General features: G+C 63.7%; 15 protein-coding genes, 1 tRNA gene and 2 pseudogenes. 13 read left to right on the top strand and 5 right to left on the bottom strand.

Translation table 11 applies throughout. From position 1 onward, the window contains the following. Positions 1-2 precede the first annotated feature (2 nt). On the bottom strand, positions 3-839 hold the full coding sequence (locus tag AABE10_RS07570; protein WP_342932656.1) for a Smr/MutS family protein: 837 nt from the start codon (positions 837-839) through the stop codon (positions 3-5). A 167-nt stretch (positions 840-1,006) separates the two neighbouring features. Continuing rightward, positions 1,007-2,014 carry a thioredoxin-disulfide reductase gene (gene trxB, locus AABE10_RS07575; protein ID WP_342932657.1) on the bottom strand — a complete coding sequence of 336 codons (1,008 nt, stop codon included), beginning with the start codon at positions 2,012-2,014 and terminating at the stop codon, positions 1,007-1,009. Between the two features lie 450 nt (positions 2,015-2,464). On the opposite strand from trxB, the gene AABE10_RS07580 reads away from it, so the two are divergent. Together AABE10_RS07580 and lolA are read left to right on the top strand one after the other, a co-directional pair. After that, a complete protein-coding gene (locus AABE10_RS07580; RefSeq protein WP_342932658.1) occupies positions 2,465-4,780 on the top strand; it encodes a DNA translocase FtsK in 2,316 nt (771 codons plus the stop codon). A 137-nt stretch (positions 4,781-4,917) separates the two neighbouring features. Continuing rightward, positions 4,918-5,613: an outer membrane lipoprotein chaperone LolA gene (lolA, locus tag AABE10_RS07585; RefSeq protein WP_342932659.1), complete on the top strand. Its 696-nt coding sequence runs from the start codon at positions 4,918-4,920 to the stop codon at positions 5,611-5,613. A 19-nt stretch (positions 5,614-5,632) separates the two neighbouring features. On the opposite strand, the gene AABE10_RS07590 is transcribed toward lolA, so the two are convergent. Beyond that, positions 5,633-6,547, bottom strand: coding sequence for a LysR family transcriptional regulator (locus AABE10_RS07590; protein ID WP_342932660.1), 915 nt, complete (start codon positions 6,545-6,547; stop codon positions 5,633-5,635). A 162-nt stretch (positions 6,548-6,709) separates the two neighbouring features. Between AABE10_RS07590 and speB the strand changes: the two genes are divergently transcribed. Next, the gene (gene speB, locus AABE10_RS07595; RefSeq protein ID WP_342932661.1) at positions 6,710-7,702 is read left to right on the top strand and encodes an agmatinase; all 993 of its coding nucleotides are present in this window, start codon (positions 6,710-6,712) and stop codon (positions 7,700-7,702) included. A gap of 106 nt (positions 7,703-7,808) precedes the next feature. On the opposite strand, the gene cytX is transcribed toward speB, so the two are convergent. Continuing rightward, entirely contained in the window at positions 7,809-9,125 is a 1,317-nt protein-coding gene (cytX, locus tag AABE10_RS07600; RefSeq protein ID WP_342932662.1) for a putative hydroxymethylpyrimidine transporter CytX, read from the bottom strand. Positions 9,126-9,432: 307 nt separating this feature from the next. Between cytX and AABE10_RS07605 the strand changes: the two genes are divergently transcribed. From AABE10_RS07605 to AABE10_RS07620, 4 genes are all read left to right on the top strand, one after another. Further along, positions 9,433-10,743 carry a replication-associated recombination protein A gene (locus AABE10_RS07605; protein ID WP_342932663.1) on the top strand — a complete coding sequence of 437 codons (1,311 nt, stop codon included), beginning with the start codon at positions 9,433-9,435 and terminating at the stop codon, positions 10,741-10,743. A 95-nt stretch (positions 10,744-10,838) separates the two neighbouring features. Further along, on the top strand, positions 10,839-12,137 hold the full coding sequence (gene serS / locus AABE10_RS07610; RefSeq protein ID WP_342932664.1) for a serine--tRNA ligase: 1,299 nt from the start codon (positions 10,839-10,841) through the stop codon (positions 12,135-12,137). 167 nt (positions 12,138-12,304) lie between these two features. After that, positions 12,305-12,395 (top strand) — tRNA-Ser (locus tag AABE10_RS07615). Between the two features lie 319 nt (positions 12,396-12,714). Continuing rightward, positions 12,715-12,960, top strand: coding sequence for a hypothetical protein (locus AABE10_RS07620; RefSeq protein WP_342932665.1), 246 nt, complete (start codon positions 12,715-12,717; stop codon positions 12,958-12,960). A gap of 26 nt (positions 12,961-12,986) precedes the next feature. On the opposite strand, the gene AABE10_RS07625 is transcribed toward AABE10_RS07620, so the two are convergent. Continuing rightward, entirely contained in the window at positions 12,987-13,343 is a 357-nt protein-coding gene (locus tag AABE10_RS07625; protein WP_342932666.1) for a hypothetical protein, read from the bottom strand. A gap of 185 nt (positions 13,344-13,528) precedes the next feature. Between AABE10_RS07625 and AABE10_RS07630 the strand changes: the two genes are divergently transcribed. The 6 genes and pseudogenes from AABE10_RS07630 to AABE10_RS07655 all read left to right on the top strand — a co-directional run bounded on the left by AABE10_RS07630 (position 13,529) and on the right by AABE10_RS07655 (position 21,472). Further along, positions 13,529-14,869: a PAS domain-containing sensor histidine kinase gene (locus AABE10_RS07630; RefSeq protein WP_342932667.1), complete on the top strand. Its 1,341-nt coding sequence runs from the start codon at positions 13,529-13,531 to the stop codon at positions 14,867-14,869. Between the two features lie 35 nt (positions 14,870-14,904). Next, complete coding sequence (locus AABE10_RS07635; RefSeq protein WP_428983288.1) at positions 14,905-15,648, top strand: response regulator transcription factor; 744 nt, start codon at positions 14,905-14,907, stop codon at positions 15,646-15,648. Positions 15,649-15,709: 61 nt separating this feature from the next. Next, entirely contained in the window at positions 15,710-16,096 is a 387-nt protein-coding gene (locus tag AABE10_RS07640) for a response regulator transcription factor (protein ID WP_342932669.1), read from the top strand. A 361-nt stretch (positions 16,097-16,457) separates the two neighbouring features. Further along, positions 16,458-16,673, top strand: a pseudogene (locus AABE10_RS07645) (glycine zipper family protein); the annotation flags it as partial. After that, a pseudogene (locus AABE10_RS07650) lies at positions 16,607-18,181 on the top strand (efflux RND transporter periplasmic adaptor subunit); the annotation flags it as partial. The pseudogenes AABE10_RS07645 and AABE10_RS07650, both read left to right, overlap by 67 nt. A 39-nt stretch (positions 18,182-18,220) precedes the next feature. Continuing rightward, positions 18,221-21,472, top strand: a complete 3,252-nt coding sequence (locus AABE10_RS07655) for a multidrug efflux RND transporter permease subunit (RefSeq protein WP_342932670.1) — start codon at positions 18,221-18,223, stop codon at positions 21,470-21,472. Position 21,473: the final 1 nt, after the last annotated feature.

Below are 21,473 nucleotides of genomic sequence, written 5' to 3' on the forward strand. Positions count from 1 at the left end.
TCTCAGACTTTACCGGACGAAGACGACGAAGAAGCCCCCGAGCCGGAGCCGGCACCAGAACCCACCGACCCAGGCTGCAACAAAACAAGCACAGCACCCGCGCCGCCATCATGCGGACGAGCCTGCGAAAACGCGATCACTTCTTCCTTCTGCACGAGCCACGCGCGAACCTTGCCTTTCAGCACAGGTTCTTTCCCAATCGACCCCAGCCCTTTCCCATGAATCACACGCAGACACCGTAAGCCTTTCTTGCTCGCCTCACGGATGAACTCGGACAAAGCCTCACGCGCTTCCTCACGACGCATCCCGTGCAGATCAAGCTGCGCCTGCACGATCCAGGCACCGCGTCGGAGCTTCTTAACGATTTCTTGGCTCACACCCGGTCGACAGTAGGAAAGCGACTCATCGGTATCGAGCAGCACTTCGGGATCGAACTCATCGGAGATCGCTTCGTGCAGCACGGCTTCTTCGTCGAGCTTCGTCTGCATCGGAACGGGAGCGGGCGGCGTGCGCGTCACCGACGCGCGAGGTTTTGCGCTGAGCGGCGCGATTTCGCCGATTTCGCGCCGAAACAGATCGGCATCCGCAGCCGCTTCACGCGACGCTTGCGCCGCCGCGGCCTTCTCACGCTGAGCGCGCTGCGCAGCGCCTTTCAACGCATCGCGCAAGCCACCCAACCCGGCCAACCCCGAGCCGGCCTCGACCAAAGGCTTTTTCGACGAAGACGAAGATGAAGAAGCCGAAGCGCCAGCCTCCGACGACGCTTCCGCATCAGCGGGACTGGAAGCCGCAGTACGCGGCCGTTTCGGTTCGCTCGGGTGGGGCAGATTCTTGGGCATGGCGATCGAAGCAGAAAACAAAAAAGGGCCGCCGGCATCACGCCGCGGCCCTTCCAGACATTGAGAATCTCAACAAGCGCGGCAAGCCTGCTGCATGCCGCTATTCTACCGATCCGCGTTCCCCGTCCGGCACAAGCCACTTACCGAACGAGGCCACGGAAAAATCATCAGATCGAACGCTCAGCCTCGGCGCTCATCGCGCGCTCGCCGATCGATTCGTGGATGCTTTCCAGATAACGCTGCGCATCCAGCGCAGCCATACAGCCCGTGCCCGCGCTCGTAATGGCCTGGCGGTACACGTGATCCTGCACGTCGCCGGCCGCGAACACGCCCGGCACGCTCGTCCCCGTCGCGTTGCCGCTCAGACCGCCGTTCGTGATGATGTAGCCGTTCTTCATCTCCAACTGGCCTTCGAAGATATCGGTGTTCGGCTTGTGGCCGATCGCGACGAACAGACCTTGCAGTTCGATATCGGTGGTCGCTCCCGTCTTCACGTTCTTCACGCGCAGGCCGTTGACGCCGCCGTCATCGCCTTTCACTTCGTCGAGCACGTGGTCCCACTTGATCTCGACGACGCCTTCCTTTTCCTTCTCCAGCAGACGGTCGATCAGGATCGGCTCCGCGCGGAACTTGTCGCGGCGGTGGATCACCGTCACCTTCTTCGCGATGCCCGCGAGATACAGCGCTTCTTCGACGGCCGTATTGCCGCCGCCGACCACGGCGACGTGCTGGTTCTTGTAGAAGAAGCCGTCGCAGGTCGCGCACGCCGACACGCCGCGGCCCATGTACAGCTCTTCCGACGGCAGGCCGAGATATTGCGCCGACGCGCCCGTCGCGATGATCAGCGAATCGCACGTGTACTCGCCCGAATCGCCGATCAGGCGAATCGGCTTCTCGTCCAGCCTGGCCGTATGGATGTGGTCGAACACGATTTCGGTGTTGAAGCGCTCGGCATGCTCGAGGAAGCGCGCCATCAGCTCCGGACCTTGCACGCCCTTGGCATCGGCGGGCCAGTTTTCGACGTCCGTCGTGGTCATCAGCTGGCCACCCTGCGCGAGGCCCGTGACGAGCACCGGCGACAGGTTGGCGCGCGCCGCATAGACGGCCGCCGTGTAACCGGCAGGGCCGGAACCGAGAATCAGAACCTTCGCGTGTTTGGTCGGGGAAGCTGGCATGATCGAAATCCGTTAAAAGCGTCGGTCAGCGGCGGAACATCGGCTGCAATGACCGGCGGTACTGGCGTCGAGCCGGGAAACCTGCTTGACACGATAGATGGGCATCAGCCCCGTATTATAAAGGGCAGGCCAACCGGCTGCTTCATGAAGCTTTGCGATCAGGGCGATAGCCGACGCCAACGGCATCGGCGAGAAAATCGGCCGAAAACACGTCGATTCCGGCGGGAAGCGTATGGGAATTACGACATTCCTGGCCGTTCGGCCGACGTTACCGTCATTTACAGCCTTGCGCGCAACAGTGCGTTTACAATAGTCGCCGATGAACGACAGGCGGCTTGCCCGGCAGGATGTGAGTGACTCCGTCGGCAGCTGGATCGGCCCCGACGGTGGATTGAAGGGCAACTGAACCGGCACCTGAAACCGCTGCAGGCCGCACACGCAACAGGCTCAATGGCAAAAGCTACCTATTCCGCGAACGCGCAGGCATTGCCTCATCGCATGTCGCGCCTTTTCACCGAAATCCGCTGGATTCTCCAGCTGGCGCTCGGCGTTTTCCTCGTGATGGCGCTGATCAGTTACAGCCGCCGCGATCCAAGCTGGACACACGCGGCGCAGGTCGATCACATCTCGAACTGGGCCGGCCGCGTCGGCGCCTGGACCTCCGACATCCTCCTTCTGCTCTTCGGCCTTTCCGCCTGGTGGTGGATCGTGCTGCTCGCGCGCCGCATCTCGGCGAACTACAAGCGCATCACGCGTCATGAGGAGCCCGACGAAAACGCGCCGCGCGACAACAGCTGGCTCGCGGACGTGTTCGCGTTCGCGCTCGTGCTGCTCGCGTGCGACGGCATCGAAGCGTTGCGCATGTGGTCGCTGAAAGTGCAGCTGCCGCGCGCGCCGGGCGGCGTGATCGGCGAGGCGGTCGCGAAGGGCGTATCGCATGCGCTCGGCTTCACGGGCGGCACGCTGGCGCTCCTGATCGCGCTCGCCATCGGCTTGTCGCTGTATTTCCGTTTTTCGTGGCTGTCGGTGTGCGAGAAGGTCGGCGATTCGATCCTCTCCGGCGTGACGCTCGCGAAGCTGCGCCGCGAAGCGGGCCGCGACCGCAAGCTCGGCGAGGCGGCCGCCGTGAAGCGCGAAGGTAAGGTCGAACAGAGCCGCGTGAAGATCGACGAGCACGAACCCGTCGTGATCGTTCCGCCCGTGACGAAGCCGGAGAAATCGGAGCGCGTCGAGCGAGAACGCCAGGTGCCGCTCTTCGAGAGCCTGCCCGGCGATTCGACGTTGCCTGCGATTTCGCTGCTCGATCCCGCGCCCGCGACGCAAGAAACCATTTCCGCCGATACGCTCGAATTCACCTCGCGTCTCATTGAGAAGAAGCTGAAGGACTTCGGCGTCGATGTGAGCGTGGTTGCGGCTTATCCTGGCCCAGTGGTGACGCGTTACGAAATCGAACCGGCTGTCGGCGTGAAGGGCAGCCAGATCGTGAACCTCGCGAAGGACCTGGCGCGCTCGCTGTCGCTCACGTCGATCCGCGTCGTCGAGACGATTCCTGGCAAGAACTACATGGCCCTCGAATTGCCGAACCAGCGTCGTCAGACGGTGCGGCTGTCGGAGATTCTCGGCTCGACGGTCTATGCCGACGCGGGCTCGCCGCTGACGATGGGCCTCGGCAAGGACATCGGCGGCAAGCCCGTGTGCGCGGACCTCGCGAAGATGCCGCACTTGCTCGTCGCCGGCACGACCGGTTCGGGCAAGTCGGTCGGTATCAACGCAATGATTCTCTCGCTGCTCTACAAGGCGAGCGCGGAACAGGTGCGAATGATCCTGATCGATCCGAAGATGCTTGAAATGAGCGTCTACGAAGGCATTCCGCATCTGCTGTGTCCTGTCGTCACGGACATGCGTCAGGCCGGGAACGCGCTGAATTGGACCGTCGCCGAAATGGAGCGCCGCTACAAGCTGATGAGCAAGCTCGGCGTGCGCAATCTCGCCGGATTCAACAACAAGATCGACGAAGCGTCGAAGCGCGAAGAGAAGATTCCGAATCCGTTCAGCCTGACACCGGACGATCCTGAACCGCTGTCGCGTCTGCCGAATATCGTCGTCGTGATCGACGAACTGGCTGATCTGATGATGGTGGTCGGCAAGAAGGTCGAAGAACTGATCGCGCGCATCGCACAGAAGGCGCGCGCGGCGGGCATCCATCTGATTCTGGCGACGCAGCGTCCGTCCGTCGACGTGATCACCGGTCTCATCAAGGCCAATGTGCCGACGCGAATGGCGTTCCAGGTATCGTCGAAGATCGACTCGCGCACGATTCTCGACCAGCAGGGCGCGGAATCGCTGCTCGGCATGGGCGACATGCTGTATCTGCCGCCGGGTACGGGTCTGCCGATTCGCGTGCATGGCGCGTTCGTGTCCGACGACGAAGTGCATCGCGTCGTCGACAAGCTCAAGGAGCAGGGCGAGCCGAACTACATCGAAGGGCTGTTGGAAGGCGGCGTGTCGGGCGAAGGCGACGAGGGTTCCGCGGATGCCGCGGGAACCGGAGCGGGCGGCGGCGAGTCCGACCCTCTGTACGATCAGGCAGTCGAAATCGTCATCAAGAACCGCCGCGCGTCGATTTCGCTCGTGCAGCGGCATCTGCGCATCGGCTACAACCGCGCCGCGCGTCTGCTCGAACAGATGGAGCAGTCCGGGCTGGTGTCGGCGATGTCGTCAAACGGCAATCGCGAAATTCTGGTGCCCGCGCGCGAGACGGATTGACACTCGGCGTTTTATTCATGCGACTGATGACGGACAGCGGCGCGCGTCGAAGCGTGGCCGCTGTCTTGGTTTCACATTCCGTGCGCATCGAGTCCGATATAAGCGACCAGCTTGCTCGATACAAGGGAGAAAACAACATGCTGCAAATCGTTGGGTCTAAGACCTGTCTGGGCAGTCTGATGCGCACGCTGGCTTTCGGCGCATCGATGCTCGTCGCGTCGCATGCATTCGCAAGCGGCACCGAGCAACTGAAGCAGTTCGTGTCGCAAGTGCGTTCGGCGCGGGGCGAATTCGTGCAAACCGAAGTGCGCGCGCCCAGCAACGCGCAGCAACAGGCGAGCGGCGTCCTGTCGACGCAAGGCGCGACGCAGAACAAGGTGTCGAGCGGCACGTTCACGTTCGCGCGGCCGGGCAAGTTCATCTGGGCGTATGAGAAGCCGTACGCGCAACTGCTGCAAGCCGACGGCGACAAGCTCTACGTCTACGACAAGGACCTGAACCAGGTGACGGTGCGCAAGCTGGGCGGCGCGCTCGGCGCGAGCCCGGCGGCGATCCTGTTCGGCAGCAACGATCTCGACAAGAACTTCACGCTGAAGGACGCGGGCGTGAAGGCGGGCATCGACTGGCTCGAACTGATTCCGAAGTCGAAGGACACGCAGTTTCAGCGCGTCGGCATCGGCTTTCGTGACGGCAACCTCGAAGCGATGGAACTGCACGACGTCTTCGGCAACGTGACGCTGCTGAAATTCTCGAACATCCAGAAGAACCCGTCGCTGCCTGCCGATGCGTTCAAGTTCACGGTGCCGAAGGGCGCCGACGTGATCAACGGCTGAACGCAGCGTTCGCCTGCGATCACTCTTGAAGGCCGGGCGCCGGATGCGCGGCCTTCATATCGTCGATAAACGCATCGACGATATCCGTCCGATGCTGCCGCGTGCGCGTAATCATGTGAAACGCGACGCGGTAGCTCATCTGCTGCGGGTTCAGCGCGGCGAGCAAACCGTCCTTCACATACGGCGCGGCGAAGTGCCCCGGCAGATAGCCGAGGTGATGACCCGACAGCACGAGCATCGCGACGGCTTCCATGTTGTCGGCGACGGCGGTGATGTTGCGCGGCGTCGTCGATGCCTCGGCCTCGGGCAGCGGATAGCTGCGCCACGCCCACTCGTGCTGCGCGGCTTGCGTCGGCGTCACGTGTCCCGATTGAGCGAATAGCGGATGGCTCTTCGCGCAATACGCGAACTGGTCCTCGGAAAAGATCTCCGTGTAATCAAGCGACGGCACACGATGCCAGAAATATCCAATGCCGATCTGAATCCGTCCATTCAACAGCAGCTCTTCGAGTTCGCCCGGCGAGCGCACGAGAATTGAAAATCGCACGGATTCGTCGCGTGCTCGGAAGCGCGCAATCGCATCGCTGATCCTGGCGCTTTCCGACACCGGCGTATGACCGATCATCCCGATTCCTAGCGTGCCGACCAGCTTCCGGCCAACGTTGCGCGCTTGCACGCCGAACGCATCGACGGCGGAAAGCAGCGTGCGCGCCGCGTCGACGAACTGCTCGCCTCGCGCGGTCAAGCTAAAACCGCTGCGGCCGCGTTCGCACAGGCGGTAGCCGAGTCGCGTCTCCAGTGTGGATAGCTGGGTGCTGATCGTCGACTGGCCCACATTCAATGTAGCCTGAGCAGGCGAAACGCCGCCCGCGTCCACGATGGCGAGGAACACGCGGATCAGGCGCAAATCGAGATCGGTCAGTTGAGAGAACATGCGGCAGGATACATCGACGCCCATCGATGTGAAGTTTATTTCGTCGGCATTTAATGTCCACCGGAACCGCACAAAAATGAGAAACGTACCAGTGCTGCGCGCTTTGCGGCGTGTGGATTCCTGGCTTTATCGAGACGCTGTTCTTGCCATTGGCGAACTACGATGAATACTTCTTCGAATTTCGTTTCCCCGGAACTCACCGAGCGGCCGCAGCCGTTGTCGGGCAACGCAATGACACGCGCGGGCGGCATCGCCACGATGATGCGGCTGCCGAACGTCGGGTCGCCGCAAGGACTCGATGCCTGTTTCGTCGGCGTGCCGTTCGATCTGGGCACGTCGAACCGCACGGGCGCGCGCTTCGGCCCGCGCCAGATCCGCGTCGAATCGGTGCTGCTGCGCCCGTACAACATGGCGACGCGCGCCGCGCCGTTCGACTCGCTGCGCGTTGCGGACATCGGCGACGTTGCGATCAATCCGTACAACCTCCTGGATTCGATCGGCCGCATTGAGCGCGCTTACGATGAAATCCTGCAACACGGGACGAAGCCGATCACGCTAGGCGGCGATCACACGATCGCGTTGCCGATCTTGCGCTCGATTCATCGCAGGTACGGAAAGGTCGGTCTGATCCACGTCGATGCGCACGCGGACGTCAACGACACGATGATGGGCGAAAAGATCGCGCACGGCACGCCGTTTCGCCGCGCGGTCGAAGAGGGCCTGCTGGATTGCGAGCGCGTCGTGCAGATCGGTCTGCGCGGCACGGGCTACGCGGCCGAAGACTTCGACTGGTGCCGCGATCAGGGCTTCGAGGTCGTGCAGGCGGAAGCGTGCTGGAACCAGTCGCTGGCGCCACTGATGTCGCGCGTGCGCGAGAAGATGGGCGACGGCCCGGTGTACATGACGTTCGATATCGACGGCATCGATCCCGCTTTCGCGCCGGGCACGGGCACGCCCGAGATCGCCGGGCTGACCGTGCCGCAGGCGCTCGAGATCATTCGAGGCGCGCATGGGCTGAATATCGTCGGCTGCGATCTGGTGGAAGTCGCGCCGCCGTACGACCCGTTCGGCACGACGGCGCTGCTCGGCGCCAATCTCGCGTTCGAAATGTTGTGCGTGCTGCCGGGTGTCGAGTATCGGCCGGCGACGCGATAAGCCGCGGCAGCCTGGCGTGAGTGGAGCAAGGCAATCGAGCGCGTGAGAATCGCGCTCGAGGAACAGCCGGCGCATCCGTGCGCGCCGGCAAAACCAACCAAAGCGTCTACGCGTAAGCCTGCTTGCGCGCCGACACGAACGCCAGATAGCACAGCCCGCCGACCGCCAGCGCGGGCAGCGTCGCGCCGAGATTCGGCAGCCACTGATTGATCGCCTGATACGCGGCAATGCCGATCGCCCACGCGACGAACGCGCTCAAGTGCCAGCCGCCCGAGAAGCCATAGCGGCCTTGCGTATCGGCGAGCGAGCCCACGTCGATACGGCGCCGGCGCACGATGAAGTGATCGGCCAGTACCACGCCGAACAGCGGCGCGAACACAGAGCCGATCAGCAGCAGGAAGTTCTGATACTTCGCCATCGGCACGAGCAGCGCGATCAGCGTGCACAGCGCGCCGAACGCGGCCGACAACATCGGCACGCTCGCGCGCGTCCAGAAAGTGCCCGTCGATACGGCCGCCGAGTGCACGTCGGCGAATGCGTTGTCGATTTCGTCGATCAGCACCAGCAGCAGCGCAAGGCCGCCGCCTGCTTGCGCGAGCGCCGTCGTGAGCAGCGTGTCTCCGCCGCCCGCGGCGAGCCCGTACACCGCGCCGAGCGCGTAGAACCACACGTTCGCAATGCCATAGCCGAAGAGCGTGCCGCGGAACGTCTCGCCCGCCTTCCGGCCGAAACGCGTGTAGTCGGCGATCAGGGGGAGCCACGACAGCGGCATCGCGACGACGAGATCGACGGCGCCGCCAAACGACATTTCGCCATTGCCCGGACGATGCATCAGCGCGCCCACATCCTGCCGAGCCAGCACGGCCCAGGTCAGCCACGCGGCGCCCGCGAGCAGCAGCCAGATGCCCCACGTGCGCAGAAAGCGCCGCACGAACGACAGCGGGCCGCTGATCGCGAGCAACGTCGCGAGCACGCCGAAGATCAGCGTCCAGACGAGCGGCGCCGAAAAGCCGAAGGCCTGCTTCGAGAGGGCATCGGCGGAATCGCGCATCACGATCACTTCGAACGCGCCCCAGCCGACCAGCTGGATCATGTTCAGCACGGCGGGAATCGACGCGCCGCGCACGCCGAGCGTCGGACGCAGCGACGACATCGCTGCGAGTCCCGTATCCGTGCCGATCACGCCGGCGAGCGCGAGCAGCACGACGCCGATCACGCTGCCGATTGCGATCGCCAGCAGCGCGTGCGGCAGCGACAGGCCCGGCACGAGCAGCGCGCCGGCCTGCGCGACCAGCAGGCCGATGCCGAGCGAAAACCACAGCGCGAATGCGTCGCCCGTCCTGAACGCGCGGCGCGAATCCGGCACCGGCTTGAGCGGAGCGTAAGTGGAACCGGCCTCGCCGGTCATCGAATCTTGAGCCATCGAATCTCTTTCCTGTCTGTCGTAGTCGGAGTCGTTGTTAGGGGGCGTCGTCATGTCGGCCGTCGTCGCGGCCGCGTTCCATCACGGTACGCGCATTGCCTCTCAGAAAGCGCCTATGACGTTTGCCGCCGGCTTTGCCGCGCTGCGGCTGTCATAATGCACAACTCTGCATGCGCCGCCGTTCTCCCGCTGGCGGTTTGACGCGGTTGCATGCCGTTCAGGGGCAGATCGCCGCGTGTCCCATCAAGTGCATGTGATGCATCGTGACGGTTTATACCCGAAAAGCCGAGATTATCCCCAAAACGCCATGTTTGAAGAAACCCGCGCCAACGTTCCCCTCGCCGAGCGCCTGCGGCCGCGCAGTATCGACGAAGTCATCGGGCAAAAGCATCTGCTGGGCCCGAACAAGCCGCTGCGCGTCGCGTTCGAGTCCGGCGAAGCGCACTCGATGATCCTCTGGGGCCCGCCGGGCGTCGGCAAGACGACGCTCGCGCGCCTGATGGCCGACGCGTTCAACGCGGAGTTCATCGCGCTGTCGGCAGTGCTCTCGGGCGTGAAGGACATCCGCGAAGCCGTCGAGACGGCGCAGATCCATCGCGCGAACGGCCACCAGACGCTCGTGTTCGTCGACGAAGTGCATCGCTTCAACAAGAGCCAGCAAGACGCGTTCTTGCCGCATGTCGAATCCGGGCTGTTCGTGTTCGTCGGCGCGACGACGGAGAACCCGTCGTTCGAGGTGAACAGCGCGTTGCTGTCGCGTGCGGCTGTCTATGTGCTCAAGAGTCTCGATGCCGACGAGCAGCGGGAACTGCTGGACCGCGCGCAACAGGAACTGGGCGGCTTCACGTTCACCGACGAGGCGCGCGACGCGCTGATCGGTTCGGCCGACGGCGACGGCCGTAAGCTGCTGAACAACATGGAAATCGTCGCACGCGCGGCGGCGCGGCAGAACAAGACGGAGATCGACGGCGAACTGCTCGCGAGCGCGCTTTCCGAAAACCTGCGCCGTTTCGACAAGGGTGGCGACGCGTTCTACGACCAGATCAGCGCGCTTCACAAGTCGGTGCGCGGAAGCAATCCCGACGGCGCGCTGTACTGGTTCTGCCGCATGCTCGACGGCGGCGCGGATCCGCGCTATCTGTCGCGGCGCATCGTGCGCATGGCGTGGGAGGACATCGGCCTCGCCGATCCGCGCGCCGCGCGTATCGCGCTCGACGCCGCCGAAACCTACGAGCGTCTCGGCACACCCGAAGGCGAACTTGCGCTCGCGCAGGCCGTGATCTATCTGGCCGTCGCGCCGAAGTCGAATGCGGGCTACAACGCGTACAACTCGGCGCGCAGTTTCGTCGGCAAGGACCAGTCGCGTGCTGTGCCGATCCACTTGCGCAACGCGCCGACGAAATTGATGAAGGAGCTCGGCTACGGGCACGAGTACCGCTACGCGCATGACGAACCGGACGCGTACGCGGCCGGCGAAACCTATCTGCCCGACGGCATGCGCGAGCCGCGCTGGTATCAGCCGACGCCCCGCGGGCTCGAAGGCAAGATCGGCGAGAAGCTGACGCGCCTCGCCGAACTCGATGCGCAATGGCGCAGCGAGAACAGAAAGAAGAACTGATCAACGCGCTTTGCGCACGAGTCGACAATGCCGCCGGCGACCCGCGCCGGTGCGCTAAAATCGCCCATTCACACAACGAACTGTTGCCCCATCCCATGCTTGACATCCAGCTGCTGCGCAAAGATATCGACGGCGTCGCGAAACGCCTCGCCGATCGCGGCTTTAACCTCGACGTCGCGGCTTTCTCCGCGCTCGAAGCCGAACGCCGCGCGATCCAGACCCGTACCGAAGAGCTCCAGGCGAAGCGCAACAGTCTGTCGAAGCAGATCGGCGCGATGAAAGGGCGCGGCGAAGACACGTCGGCGGTGATGGCCGAAGTGGGCGGTATCGGCGACGAGATGAAGGCGTCGGCGCTCCAGCTGGAAGCGATCCAGAAGCGTTTGTCCGATCTGCTGCTCGGCGTGCCGAATCTGCCGCATGAGAGCGTTCCAGTCGGCAACGACGAAACGCAAAATGTCGAAGTGCGCCGCTGGGGTACGCCGCGCCAGTTCGATTTCGAGGTGAAGGATCACGTCGATGTCGGCACGCCGCTCGGTCTGGACTTCGAGATGGGCGCGAAGCTCTCCGGCGCGCGCTTCACGATGCTGCGCGGACAGATTGCGCGCCTGCATCGCGCGCTCGCGCAGTTCATGATCGACACGCATACGCAGCAGCACGGCTACACGGAAATCTATACGCCGTACATCGTCAATCCCGAAATCCTGCTCGGCACGGGCCAGCTGCCGAAATTCGCGGACGACATGTTCCGCGTCGAAAAGGGCGGCGGCGAAAACACGGTCACGCAGTATCTGATCTCGACGTCCGAGATCTCGCTGACGAACACGGTGCGCGAGAGCATCGTCGATGCGAGCGAACTCCCCATCAGGCTGACGGCGCATTCGCCGTGCTTCCGCTCTGAAGCGGGCTCGTATGGCCGCGACACGCGCGGCATGATCCGCCAGCATCAGTTCGACAAGGTCGAGATGGTCCAGATCGTGTCGCCAGAAACGTCGTACGACGCGCTCGAGCAGATGGTCACGCACGCGGAAACGATTCTGCAGAAGCTTGAACTGCCGTATCGCGTGATCACGCTGTGCACGGGCGACATGGGCTTCTCGGCGTCGAAGACGTACGACCTCGAAGTGTGGCTGCCCGCGCAGAACACATATCGCGAAATTTCGAGCTGCTCGAATACCGAGTCGTTCCAGGCGCGTCGGATGCAGGCGCGCTACCGCAACCCTCAGGGCAAGCCCGAACTCGTGCATACGCTCAACGGATCGGGGCTGGCGGTGGGCCGCACGCTCGTCGCCGTGCTGGAGAACTTCCAGAACGCCGATGGCTCGGTGACTGTGCCGGCGGCGCTGCGTCCGTATCTGGGCGGCATCGAGCGCCTGGAAGTGACGGCGGCGCGCTGAGCGAACGCGCTTGTTTCGTCGGCCAAGTCCTCTTTCAACTTTCTGCGAAAAAGGGCTTGGAATTCAAAAACAGGTGTTCTATAATCTTCGTCTCACGCAAGCAACGACCCGCTTAGTGTGAAGATGTAGAACAGACAAGACCACCTTGGTGGGAAGTCAAAGAATCAGGAAAGGTGGCAGAGAGGTCGAATGCGCCGGACTCGAAATCCGGTATACGGTTATACCGTATCGTGGGTTCGAATCCCACCCTTTCCGCCAAGATGCAAAGCGATACAGGCCCTTCGGGGCCTGTTTTCGTTTGTGCGTCGATTTATGCGTCGAACTGCGCGCATCCGGCACCGTGCGATTATCCAGGCGCCATCAGCTTTCGCAATTACAAAGAGAAGCGCGTAGCGGGCCCGTCTTACGCTTTCCGTTTCAATGTTTCGATGAAGCGGTTTCGACATATGTTCGTCCGCACATCGCGTGAGGCCTTTTCAAGCCGGATGGTCCGCGCGATACGCCGCCGCATCCGCACAAAAAATGGGTATGGTCATTGCATTGCTGGAAGCGTCTGCCAACCACAATTGGAGTGACGATGACGAACCCCAATAACGCGGAAAGCACACCCCCGAAAGACCCGGCCGAAACACCGCCGAACGAGCTCAACAAGCCTGTCGGCGACGCGCTGCCGACGCCCGTCGAGCCCGGCCTGGACCAGCCATTGCCGGAGAAGCCAAAGTCGGACGACGAGGCATCCTCCGACGAATCACCCGACGAGCACCTGGGCGATGAAGATCCGCCTGCAGGCGTACCGCCGCCGGGCCCATCCGATTTCGCCTGATGTCGAACGACGGCATGTGCCATCCTTTATCCGCCCAGCGGTCCGGAATGCGAAATAAAACGATTAGTCATTTCGGGCCGCGCATCAAACGTCGCTTTAAAATCATTTCCCCCTTCTGGAATACCCGGATTGAGTGATTCGATAAATGCCGTCGTCGGATAGCAAATAAAGCAAGGCTTATTTTCTCGTTGATTCGTTGATCTGCGCTTTACTAAGGATCGCTTTGTGCATAGGATGAAGTTGCACTTTTTTCCGCACTGAGCCAGGCGGGCGAGTAAAAAATTAATTGCAATTATTGACCGAATAGCTTTGCGCGATATTTGCTGTCCATATGAAGATTCGAATGAAGCGATCGCTGTAATTCGAATCTCTTTTTGCTTCATGTCATTGCATTCATAAACCGACGGAATGCATTAATAAATACACGTAGTCGCAGCTTTGTTCGTGAAGGTGAGTCGTCGCGCGCCCGATTCCCGCGCCGTCGCACCGGTTGCATTGCGCACAACAACGAAGACGTCCGCAACTGCCGCGGCTGTTCAGGTGCAAACGTCTTGAGGAACGGTAAGCCATGCACATCGCCATTTCTGCTGTCACGGTCGCGGTGGCTGCAATCGTCATCTGGTGGTCGCTTCATCCGCGCCGCGTCGCTTCCGCTCGCGAGGGGACGTTCGCGCATGCGCGCAACGGTCCGTCTGTCGTGCCGATGCTTCATCGCGTGACGGACGCCGTTGCGCAGTTGCGGACGACGCGTGGCGCGGCCGGTCTCTTTGCCGTCGCGCGTCGGCAGCCCGGCACGATGACGGAACTGGCCGACGTGTTGGACTGCTTGCCCGTCGCGTCCGTCGTCTTCGACGAGCACGGCGTGATCATGCTAGCCAACGCGCAGGCCGATCGGCTTTTCGACTATCGGCGCGGTGTGCTGAGCGGCGCATGCGTTGGCCTGGTCGCGCCGGCGCTGTCGCAGGAAAACCGCGCGCACATGGGCGCGTCGCAGAACGTGAGCCGTTCGGCCGTGACCGCCACGCGCAATGTGCGCGCGCGTCGCCGTGACGGCAGCGAGTTTCCCGTCGAAATCGCGACGAGCACCATCCGCTACGAAGGACGCGTCGCGACTGTCGCGTTCATCACCGACATGACCGAGCGCTTCGAGCTCGAACGCAATCGCCGGGAGCTTGCGCATCTGACGCGCGTATCGATGATGGGCGAGCTTGCTGCGTCGCTCGCGCACGAACTGAACCAGCCGCTGACGGCCATCCTCAGCAACGGCCAGGCCGCGCAGCGCTTCATGGACAAGGAGCCGATCGACCTTGCCGAAGTGCGCGACATCCTGAAGGACATCGTCGACGACAGCGGCCGCGCAAGCGAAGTGATACGCAGGATGCGCGCCTTCGTGAAGAAGGAAGAGCAGCAGCAACTCGCGAATCTCGATGCGAGCGGATTGCTGCGCGACGTGGCGTTGCTCGTGCATAGCGATGCCGTCGCGCGCGGCATCCATCTGTCGCACGTGATCGACGATGGACTGCCGCCCGTGCGCGGCGACAAGGTGCAACTTCAGCAGGTGCTGCTCAATCTGCTGCTCAACGCATTCGATGCCGTTAGCGAGTGCGACGCGCCCAGCCGCGTGGTTGCGCTTTTTGCGCAAATCGATCGCGAAGGCATGGTGCGCATTGCCGTGCGAGACCGCGGACATGGACTGACGCCCGACAAGCTCGAATGCATCTTCAAGCCGTTCGTCACGTCGAAGCCGCAGGGGCTGGGGCTCGGTCTGTCGATCAGCCGCTCGATCGTGCAGATGCACGGCGGCCGCTTGTGGGCCGAGACCAATCCCGATCAGGGCATGACGTTCTATATCGCGTTGCCTGCATCGCGAGACGCATGCAACGCGGGCGTTGCGCAGGCGGCGTCATGAGCGAAACAGGCGGCATGAACGGAACGAACGGCACGATGAGCGAAGCCGCGACGCAAGCACCCGCGCTTGTCTATGTCGTCGACGACGACCTGTCGGTGCGCCGCGCGCTGACGCGTCTCGTCAAATCCGCCGGCTACGGCGTCGAGGCCTATGGCTCGGCCCGCGAATTTCTCGACCATGCGTGCGCCGGGCGCGTGCCTGCGTGCGTGGTGCTCGACGTGCAGTTACCGGATCTGAGCGGGCTCGAATTGCAGCGCGAACTCGATGAGCGTTTGCCCATCATCTTTTTGACGGGGCACGGCGACATCGCGATGACGGTCGACGCAATCAAGGCGGGCGCAACCGATTTCCTCACCAAGCCCGTGCGCGACGACGACCTGTTGCACGCGATCGAACAGGCGCTCGCGCACTCGGTTCAGGTGTCGATCGCGATGCACGAACTCGAAGTGCTGCGCAGCCGCGTCGGACGTCTGACGGTGCGCGAGCGCGAAGTGATGAATCTCATCGTGCTTGGCCTTCTGAACAAGCAGGTTGCATGCGAACTCGGCACCGTCGAGAAAACCGTCAAGGCGCATCGCGCGCGCGTGATGCAGAAGATGGAAGCCGGTTCGCTCGCCGAGCTCGTGCGCATCGCCGACAAGATCGCCGTCGCGACTGTCACACGCAATCCCTTCAGTCCGCAGGCGCCGCATACGAACGAGCCGCGCGTTGCGCGCGAGATCACACGCCAGCGGATACGGGACCAAGGTCCAATACCAGGGGCGCCCGCAGTCTCATAGTCTATTGCTGAAGCGTTCACGCATCGCTGCGTGCGCGTGGCCGGTCAATGGACTATTCAGAATGGGCACAGACAAACCCTTCGTCGTCGTCGTCGACGATGATGCGTCGGTGGGCAGGGCGATCAAGCGTCTGTTGCGCTCCGTCGGGATTGCGGCCGACACGTACGTGAGCGGCGATGCGTTTCTCGACGTGCTGTCGGCCACGCCGGCGTATCGCCCCGACTGCGTGATACTCGACGTGCAGATGCCCGGCTCCAACGGGATCGAGGTCCAGGGCCGGCTGGCGGGCAGCACCGTGCCCGTCATTTTCATCACGGCCCACGACGACGCGGGCGTGCGCGAAGCCGCGCTTGCGGCGGGCGCGAAGGCCTATCTGCGCAAGCCATTCAACGACGTGCTTTTCATCAGGACAGTGTGTGCCGTGCTCGGCATCGCTGCGCCGCTATGACATCTCTTTTCTCGCGAACAAACGGCGTCGGACGCTTGCGTGCAGACGCTTGCGCGCGCGTTTCGCGCGGTCAAAAAAGGGTATTGGACCAAGGTCCAATTGTCTTTGTTATGGCCGGATTCCACACTTCATTGCATTGGGGTCGCCAGGCCGACTGGCGCATCCGGACTCGTCCGCCGCGCGATGCGCGAGCAACGCGTGCGACGGGCGCAATCGTATCGACATAGGGAGATTGATCATGAAACGGGTGCTTCCTGTCACGTGGATGCTTGCCGCGTTGCTGCTCGCGGACGTTGCATCGGCGCAGCAGCCGATCTTCTATCCGGCCAAGGGCCAGAGCCAGCAGAAGCAGGCGAACGACATGTCGCAATGCCAGAGCTGGGCGACGCAGAACACGGGCGTCAATCCCGCCGTGCTCGCGCAGAACTCGGCGAATCAACCGCCGCCGCCCCAGCAGTCGGGACAGCGCTTGCGCGGCGCGGCAGGCGGCGCGGCGACGGGCGCAGCGATCGGCGCGATCGCAGGCGACGCCGGCAAGGGCGCGGCGGCGGGCGCCATCGCGGGCACGGTGGTGGGCGGCTCGCGGCAGCGCCGCCAGGCGGCCGCCGCGCAGGAGCAGCAGCAAGCCGCTCAACAGCAGACATCGCAGCAGATGGCCACATGGAACCGCGCGCTTGCAGCATGCATGAACGGACGCGGATATACGGTGCAATGACGCGGCGATCGAAGGGGGCCACGATGAACAGTCGATCGCAAGTTGCGTTGTCCGGTGCGGACTCTGCCGCCGTGCGGCGCGCGGGCCGCATGATGCCGCGTCTCGCGCTGGTGTCGGCGCTCATGTGCGTCCTTTCTCTCAACGCCTGCAAAAAGGCCCCCGCAGAGACGGCCCGTCCGCCCGTCGAGGTGACGGTGGTCACGGTCGCGCAAAAGGAAACACCCGTCGCATTCGAATTCACCGCGCAGACGCAAAGCTCACGCGAGGTCGAGATCCGCGCGCGCGTCGAGGGCTTTCTCGAGAAGCGCATGTACACGGAAGGCGGGCTCGTGCAGCCCGGCCAGGTACTGTTCGTGATGGACCGCAAGCCGTTCGAAGCCGCGCTGCAAACGGCCAAGGGCGCGCTCGCGCAACAACAGGCGCGCCTGCTCGTGACCAGGCAGAACCTCGCGCGGGTGGTCCCGCTTGCCGCGCAGAACGCGTTGAGCAAGAAGGATCTCGACGACGCGACGGGCAACGAGAAGCAGGCCGAAGCCGCCGTCATCGCCGCGCAGGGCGAAGTGCAGACAGCCGAGCTGAACCTGAGCTACACGACGATCCGCTCGCCGCTCAAGGGCCTGTCGAGCTTTGCGCGCGTGCAGGACGGCAGCTATGTGACGCCCACGCAGTCGGGGCTGCTCACTTACGTGTATCAGCTCGATCCGATGTGGGTGAACTTCAGCATCTCGGAGAACGAGTTGCTGCGCTATCGCGAGCAGGTCACGAAAGGCCTGCTGCGCTTTCCGCCCGGCAACCAGTTCGACGTGACGGTGATCCTCGCCGACGGCTCGATCTATCCGCAGCAGGGGCGCATCGATTTCACGAACCCCGCGTTCAGCCAGGAAACGGGCACCTTCCTCGTGCGCGCCGTGTTCGGGAATCCTGCTGGCACGCTCAAGCCCGGCCAGTTCGTGCGCGCGAAGGTGACGGGCGCGGTGCGGCCCAACGCGATTCTCGTGCCGCAGCGCGCGGTGCTGCAGGGCGCGAAGAGCCACTTCGTATGGGTGCTCGACCAGAACGGGAAGCCGCATCAGCGCGTGATCGACGTGGGCGACTGGCACGGCGACGACTGGTTCGTCAACGAAGGGCTGAAAGCAGGCGAGCGCGTGGTGGTCGATGGCGCGATCCGCGTATCGTCGGATTCGACGATCAAGGTGGTGAGCGCGCCTGCTGCGCCAGGCGCTCCAGGGCCCGCATCGGCGCCTGCTGCTGCGGCGTCGGCGCCCGCATCGACGCTGGCGCAAGCGCAAACACAACCACAACCACAGGCACAGCCACAAACGCAGGCGCATCCCGGCAGCAGCGGAACGAGCACCAGCGCTAGTCCCTGATCCGATGACGACTCGACGCCGTCCGGCGCAACCGATCCGATGAACATCTCTCACTTCTGCATCGACCGTCCGATCTTCGCCTCGGTCATCTCGATCGTCATCACGCTGGGCGGCGCGCTGACGATGCTCGCGCTGCCGACCGCGCAGTACCCCGACATCACGCCGCCGCAGATCACGATCTCCGCGACCTATCCGGGCGCGAGCGCCGACGTGGTCGCCAACAACGTCGCCGCGCCGATCGAGCAGCAGGTCAACGGCGCGGACAACATGATCTACATGAGCTCGTCGAGCTCGTCGACGGGCAACCTGACGATCAACGCGTACTTCCAGATCGGCACGAACCCCGAGCTCGCGCAGGTCGACGTGCAGAACCGCGTGAACCTCGCGCTGCCGCAACTGCCCCAATCGGTGACGGCGCAGGGCGTGCAGGTGCAGAAGAAGTCGCAGGCGTTCATGATGGTGATCGCGATCTACTCGCCCACCGAGCGCTACGACGCGACGTACATCGCGAACTACGCGAACGTCTATGTGCTCGATGCGCTCAAGCGCATACCCGGCGCGAACCAGTCGAGCATCTTCGGCACGCCCGACTACGCGATGCGCATCTGGCTGCGCCCCGACCGCATGGCGCAGCTAGGCATCACGGCCGCCGACGTGCAGCGCGCCGTCGCCAACCAGAACCAGCAATTCGCGGTCGGGCGCCTCGGGCAATCGCCGACGGGTGCCGCCGTCGAGCAGTCGTTCGCCGTCACCACATCGGGGCGGCTCACCGAGCCTTCCGAGTTCGAGAACATCATCATCCGCGCGCAGAGCGGGGGCGCGGCGATCGTGCGCCTGAAGGACATCGGGCGCGCGGAACTCGGCCAGAAAGACTACTCGATCCGCAGCCGCTTCCAGGGCAAGCCCGCGACCGTGCTCGCCGTCTATCAGCAGCCGGGCGCCAACGCGCTGGACGTCTCGAAGCAGGTGCGCGCGACGCTCGCCGAGATGAAGAAGTCGTTTCCCGAGGGCATCGACTACGAGATCGCGATGGACACCACCGAGTTCACGCGAGCGTCGATCTCCGATGTGGTGCACACGTTCTTCGAGGCCGTCGTGCTGGTGGTGATCGTCGTATTCGTGTTCCTGCAGAGCCTGCGCGCGACGCTGATCCCGGTGCTTGCCGTGCCCGTGTCGATCGTCGGCACGTTCATGGGCATGGAAGCGCTCGGCTTCTCGATCAACATGCTCACGCTGTTCGGCATGGTGCTCGCGATCGGTATCGTGGTGGACGACGCGATCGTCGTGATCGAGAACGTCGAGCGCAACATGACGGTGCACAAGCTCGATCCGAAAACGGCCGCCAAGCAGGCGATGGATGAAGTGGCGGGCCCCGTGGTCGCGATCGTGCTCGTGCTGTGCGCGGTGTTCGTGCCCGTGGCGTTTCTCGGCGGCATCACCGGGCAGATGTACAAGCAGTTCGCGATCACAATCGCGATCTCGGTGGTGATCTCGGGCCTCGTCGCGCTCACGCTGTCGCCTGCGCTCGCGTCGCTGCTGCTCAAGCCGGGGCATCACGAGAAGAAGGGCTTTTTCCGCTGGTTCGACAATCAGTTCGCGCGGATGACGGCGGGCTACACGCGCGCGGTGCGCCTCATCATCAAGCGCTTCGTGATCGCGCTGCTGTTGTTTGCCGGCATGATCGCGCTGGCCGTCATGATGATGCGTTCGATCCCGACCGCGTTCCTGCCGCCCGAGGACCAGGGCTATCTGCTGGGCGCCGTGATCATGCCCGATGCGGCGTCGCTCGATCGCACGGGGCAGGTGTCGGACCGCGTGTCCGAGTACTTCATGAAGCAGCCGGCCGTCGGCAGCATCACGACCGTCGACGGCTTCAGCATTCTCGACAGCCAGAACAAGAACAACTCGTCGACCTTCTTCGTGGGCTTCAAGAGTTTCGACGAGCGCTACAAGTCGGACAACATCCGCACGCAGAACGCGCGCGCCGTGCTCGTCGATGCGTACAAGGCGCTCTCGCAGATTCGCGAGGGCATCGTCGTGCCGCTCAATCCGCCGTCGATTCCCGGTCTCGGGACCACGGGCGGCACGGAGATGTGGATCCAGAGCAAGGGCGACGCGACCATCGCGCAGTTCGCCGCCGTCGTCAACGATTTCGTCGCGAGGGCCAAGCAGCGCCCCGAGCTGACGGGCGTTACGTCGACTTTCAACGCGGACTCGCAGCAACTGCTGGTGGACGTCGACCGCGACAAGGCCGAAACACTGGGCGTGCCCGTCGAGGACGTCTACAGCGCGATGCAGACGATGTTCGGCTCGCTGTACGTGTCGCAGTTCAACCGTTCGAGCCGCCTGTGGCAGGTGATCCTGCAGGCCGAGCCGTCGTACCGGCTGAAGCCCGAGGATCTCACGCAGATTTTCGTGCGCAGCAAGACGGGCAGCATGGTGCCGCTCAAATCGGTGGTGACGTCGCACTACGTGACGGGCCCGGACCTGATCACGCGCTTCAACAACTTCCCGGCCGTGAAGATCACCGCGAACGCGGCGCCCGGCTACGCGTCGGGCCAGGTGATTGCCGCGCTCGAGCAAGTGGCCGCGTCGATGCCCTCGGACTACGGCATCGCGTGGAGCGGCGAGGCGTTCGAGGCGAAGCAGTCGGGCGGCACGTCGGGGCTCGTGTTCGTGTTCGGGCTGATCATGGTGTTCCTGATCCTCGCGGCGCAGTACGAGAAGTGGAGCCTGCCGTTCGGCGTGCTGATGGCGGTGCCGTTCGCGCTCTTCGGCGCGCTGCTCGCGATCATGCTGCGCGGGCTCAATAACGACGTGTACTTCCAGATCGGTCTCACGATGCTGGTGGCGCTCGCGGCGAAGAACGCGATCCTGATCTTCGAGTTCGCGGTGATCAACCGCGAGGCGGGCAAGTCGGTGTTCGACGCGACGATGACGGCAGCCGAGGAGCGGCTGCGCCCGATCGTGATGACCTCGCTCGCGTTCATTCTCGGCTGCGTGCCGCTCGCGATCGCGACGGGCGCATCGGCCAACAGCCGCCATTCGATCGGCACGGGCGTGATCGGCGGGATGCTGGGCGCAACGGCGATCGCCGTGTTCTTCATCCCGATGTTCTTCTGGGCGCTCGAATCGATGTCGGAGAAGAGCGGCAAGAAGAAAACGGGGGAGACGCCGCCGGCTTCGCCGCAAGCCCCCTCTTCGTCGACGACGGTGCCGCCTTCGGTGCCGGGACCAGCGGGCACGGGCGGACCGACGATCACGCCGTCCGCTCCACGCGAGGGCGACTGAC

The sequence above is a fragment of the Paraburkholderia diazotrophica genome, assembly GCF_038900755.1.
In the GTDB taxonomy this organism is placed as follows: domain Bacteria; phylum Pseudomonadota; class Gammaproteobacteria; order Burkholderiales; family Burkholderiaceae; genus Paraburkholderia; species Paraburkholderia diazotrophica_A.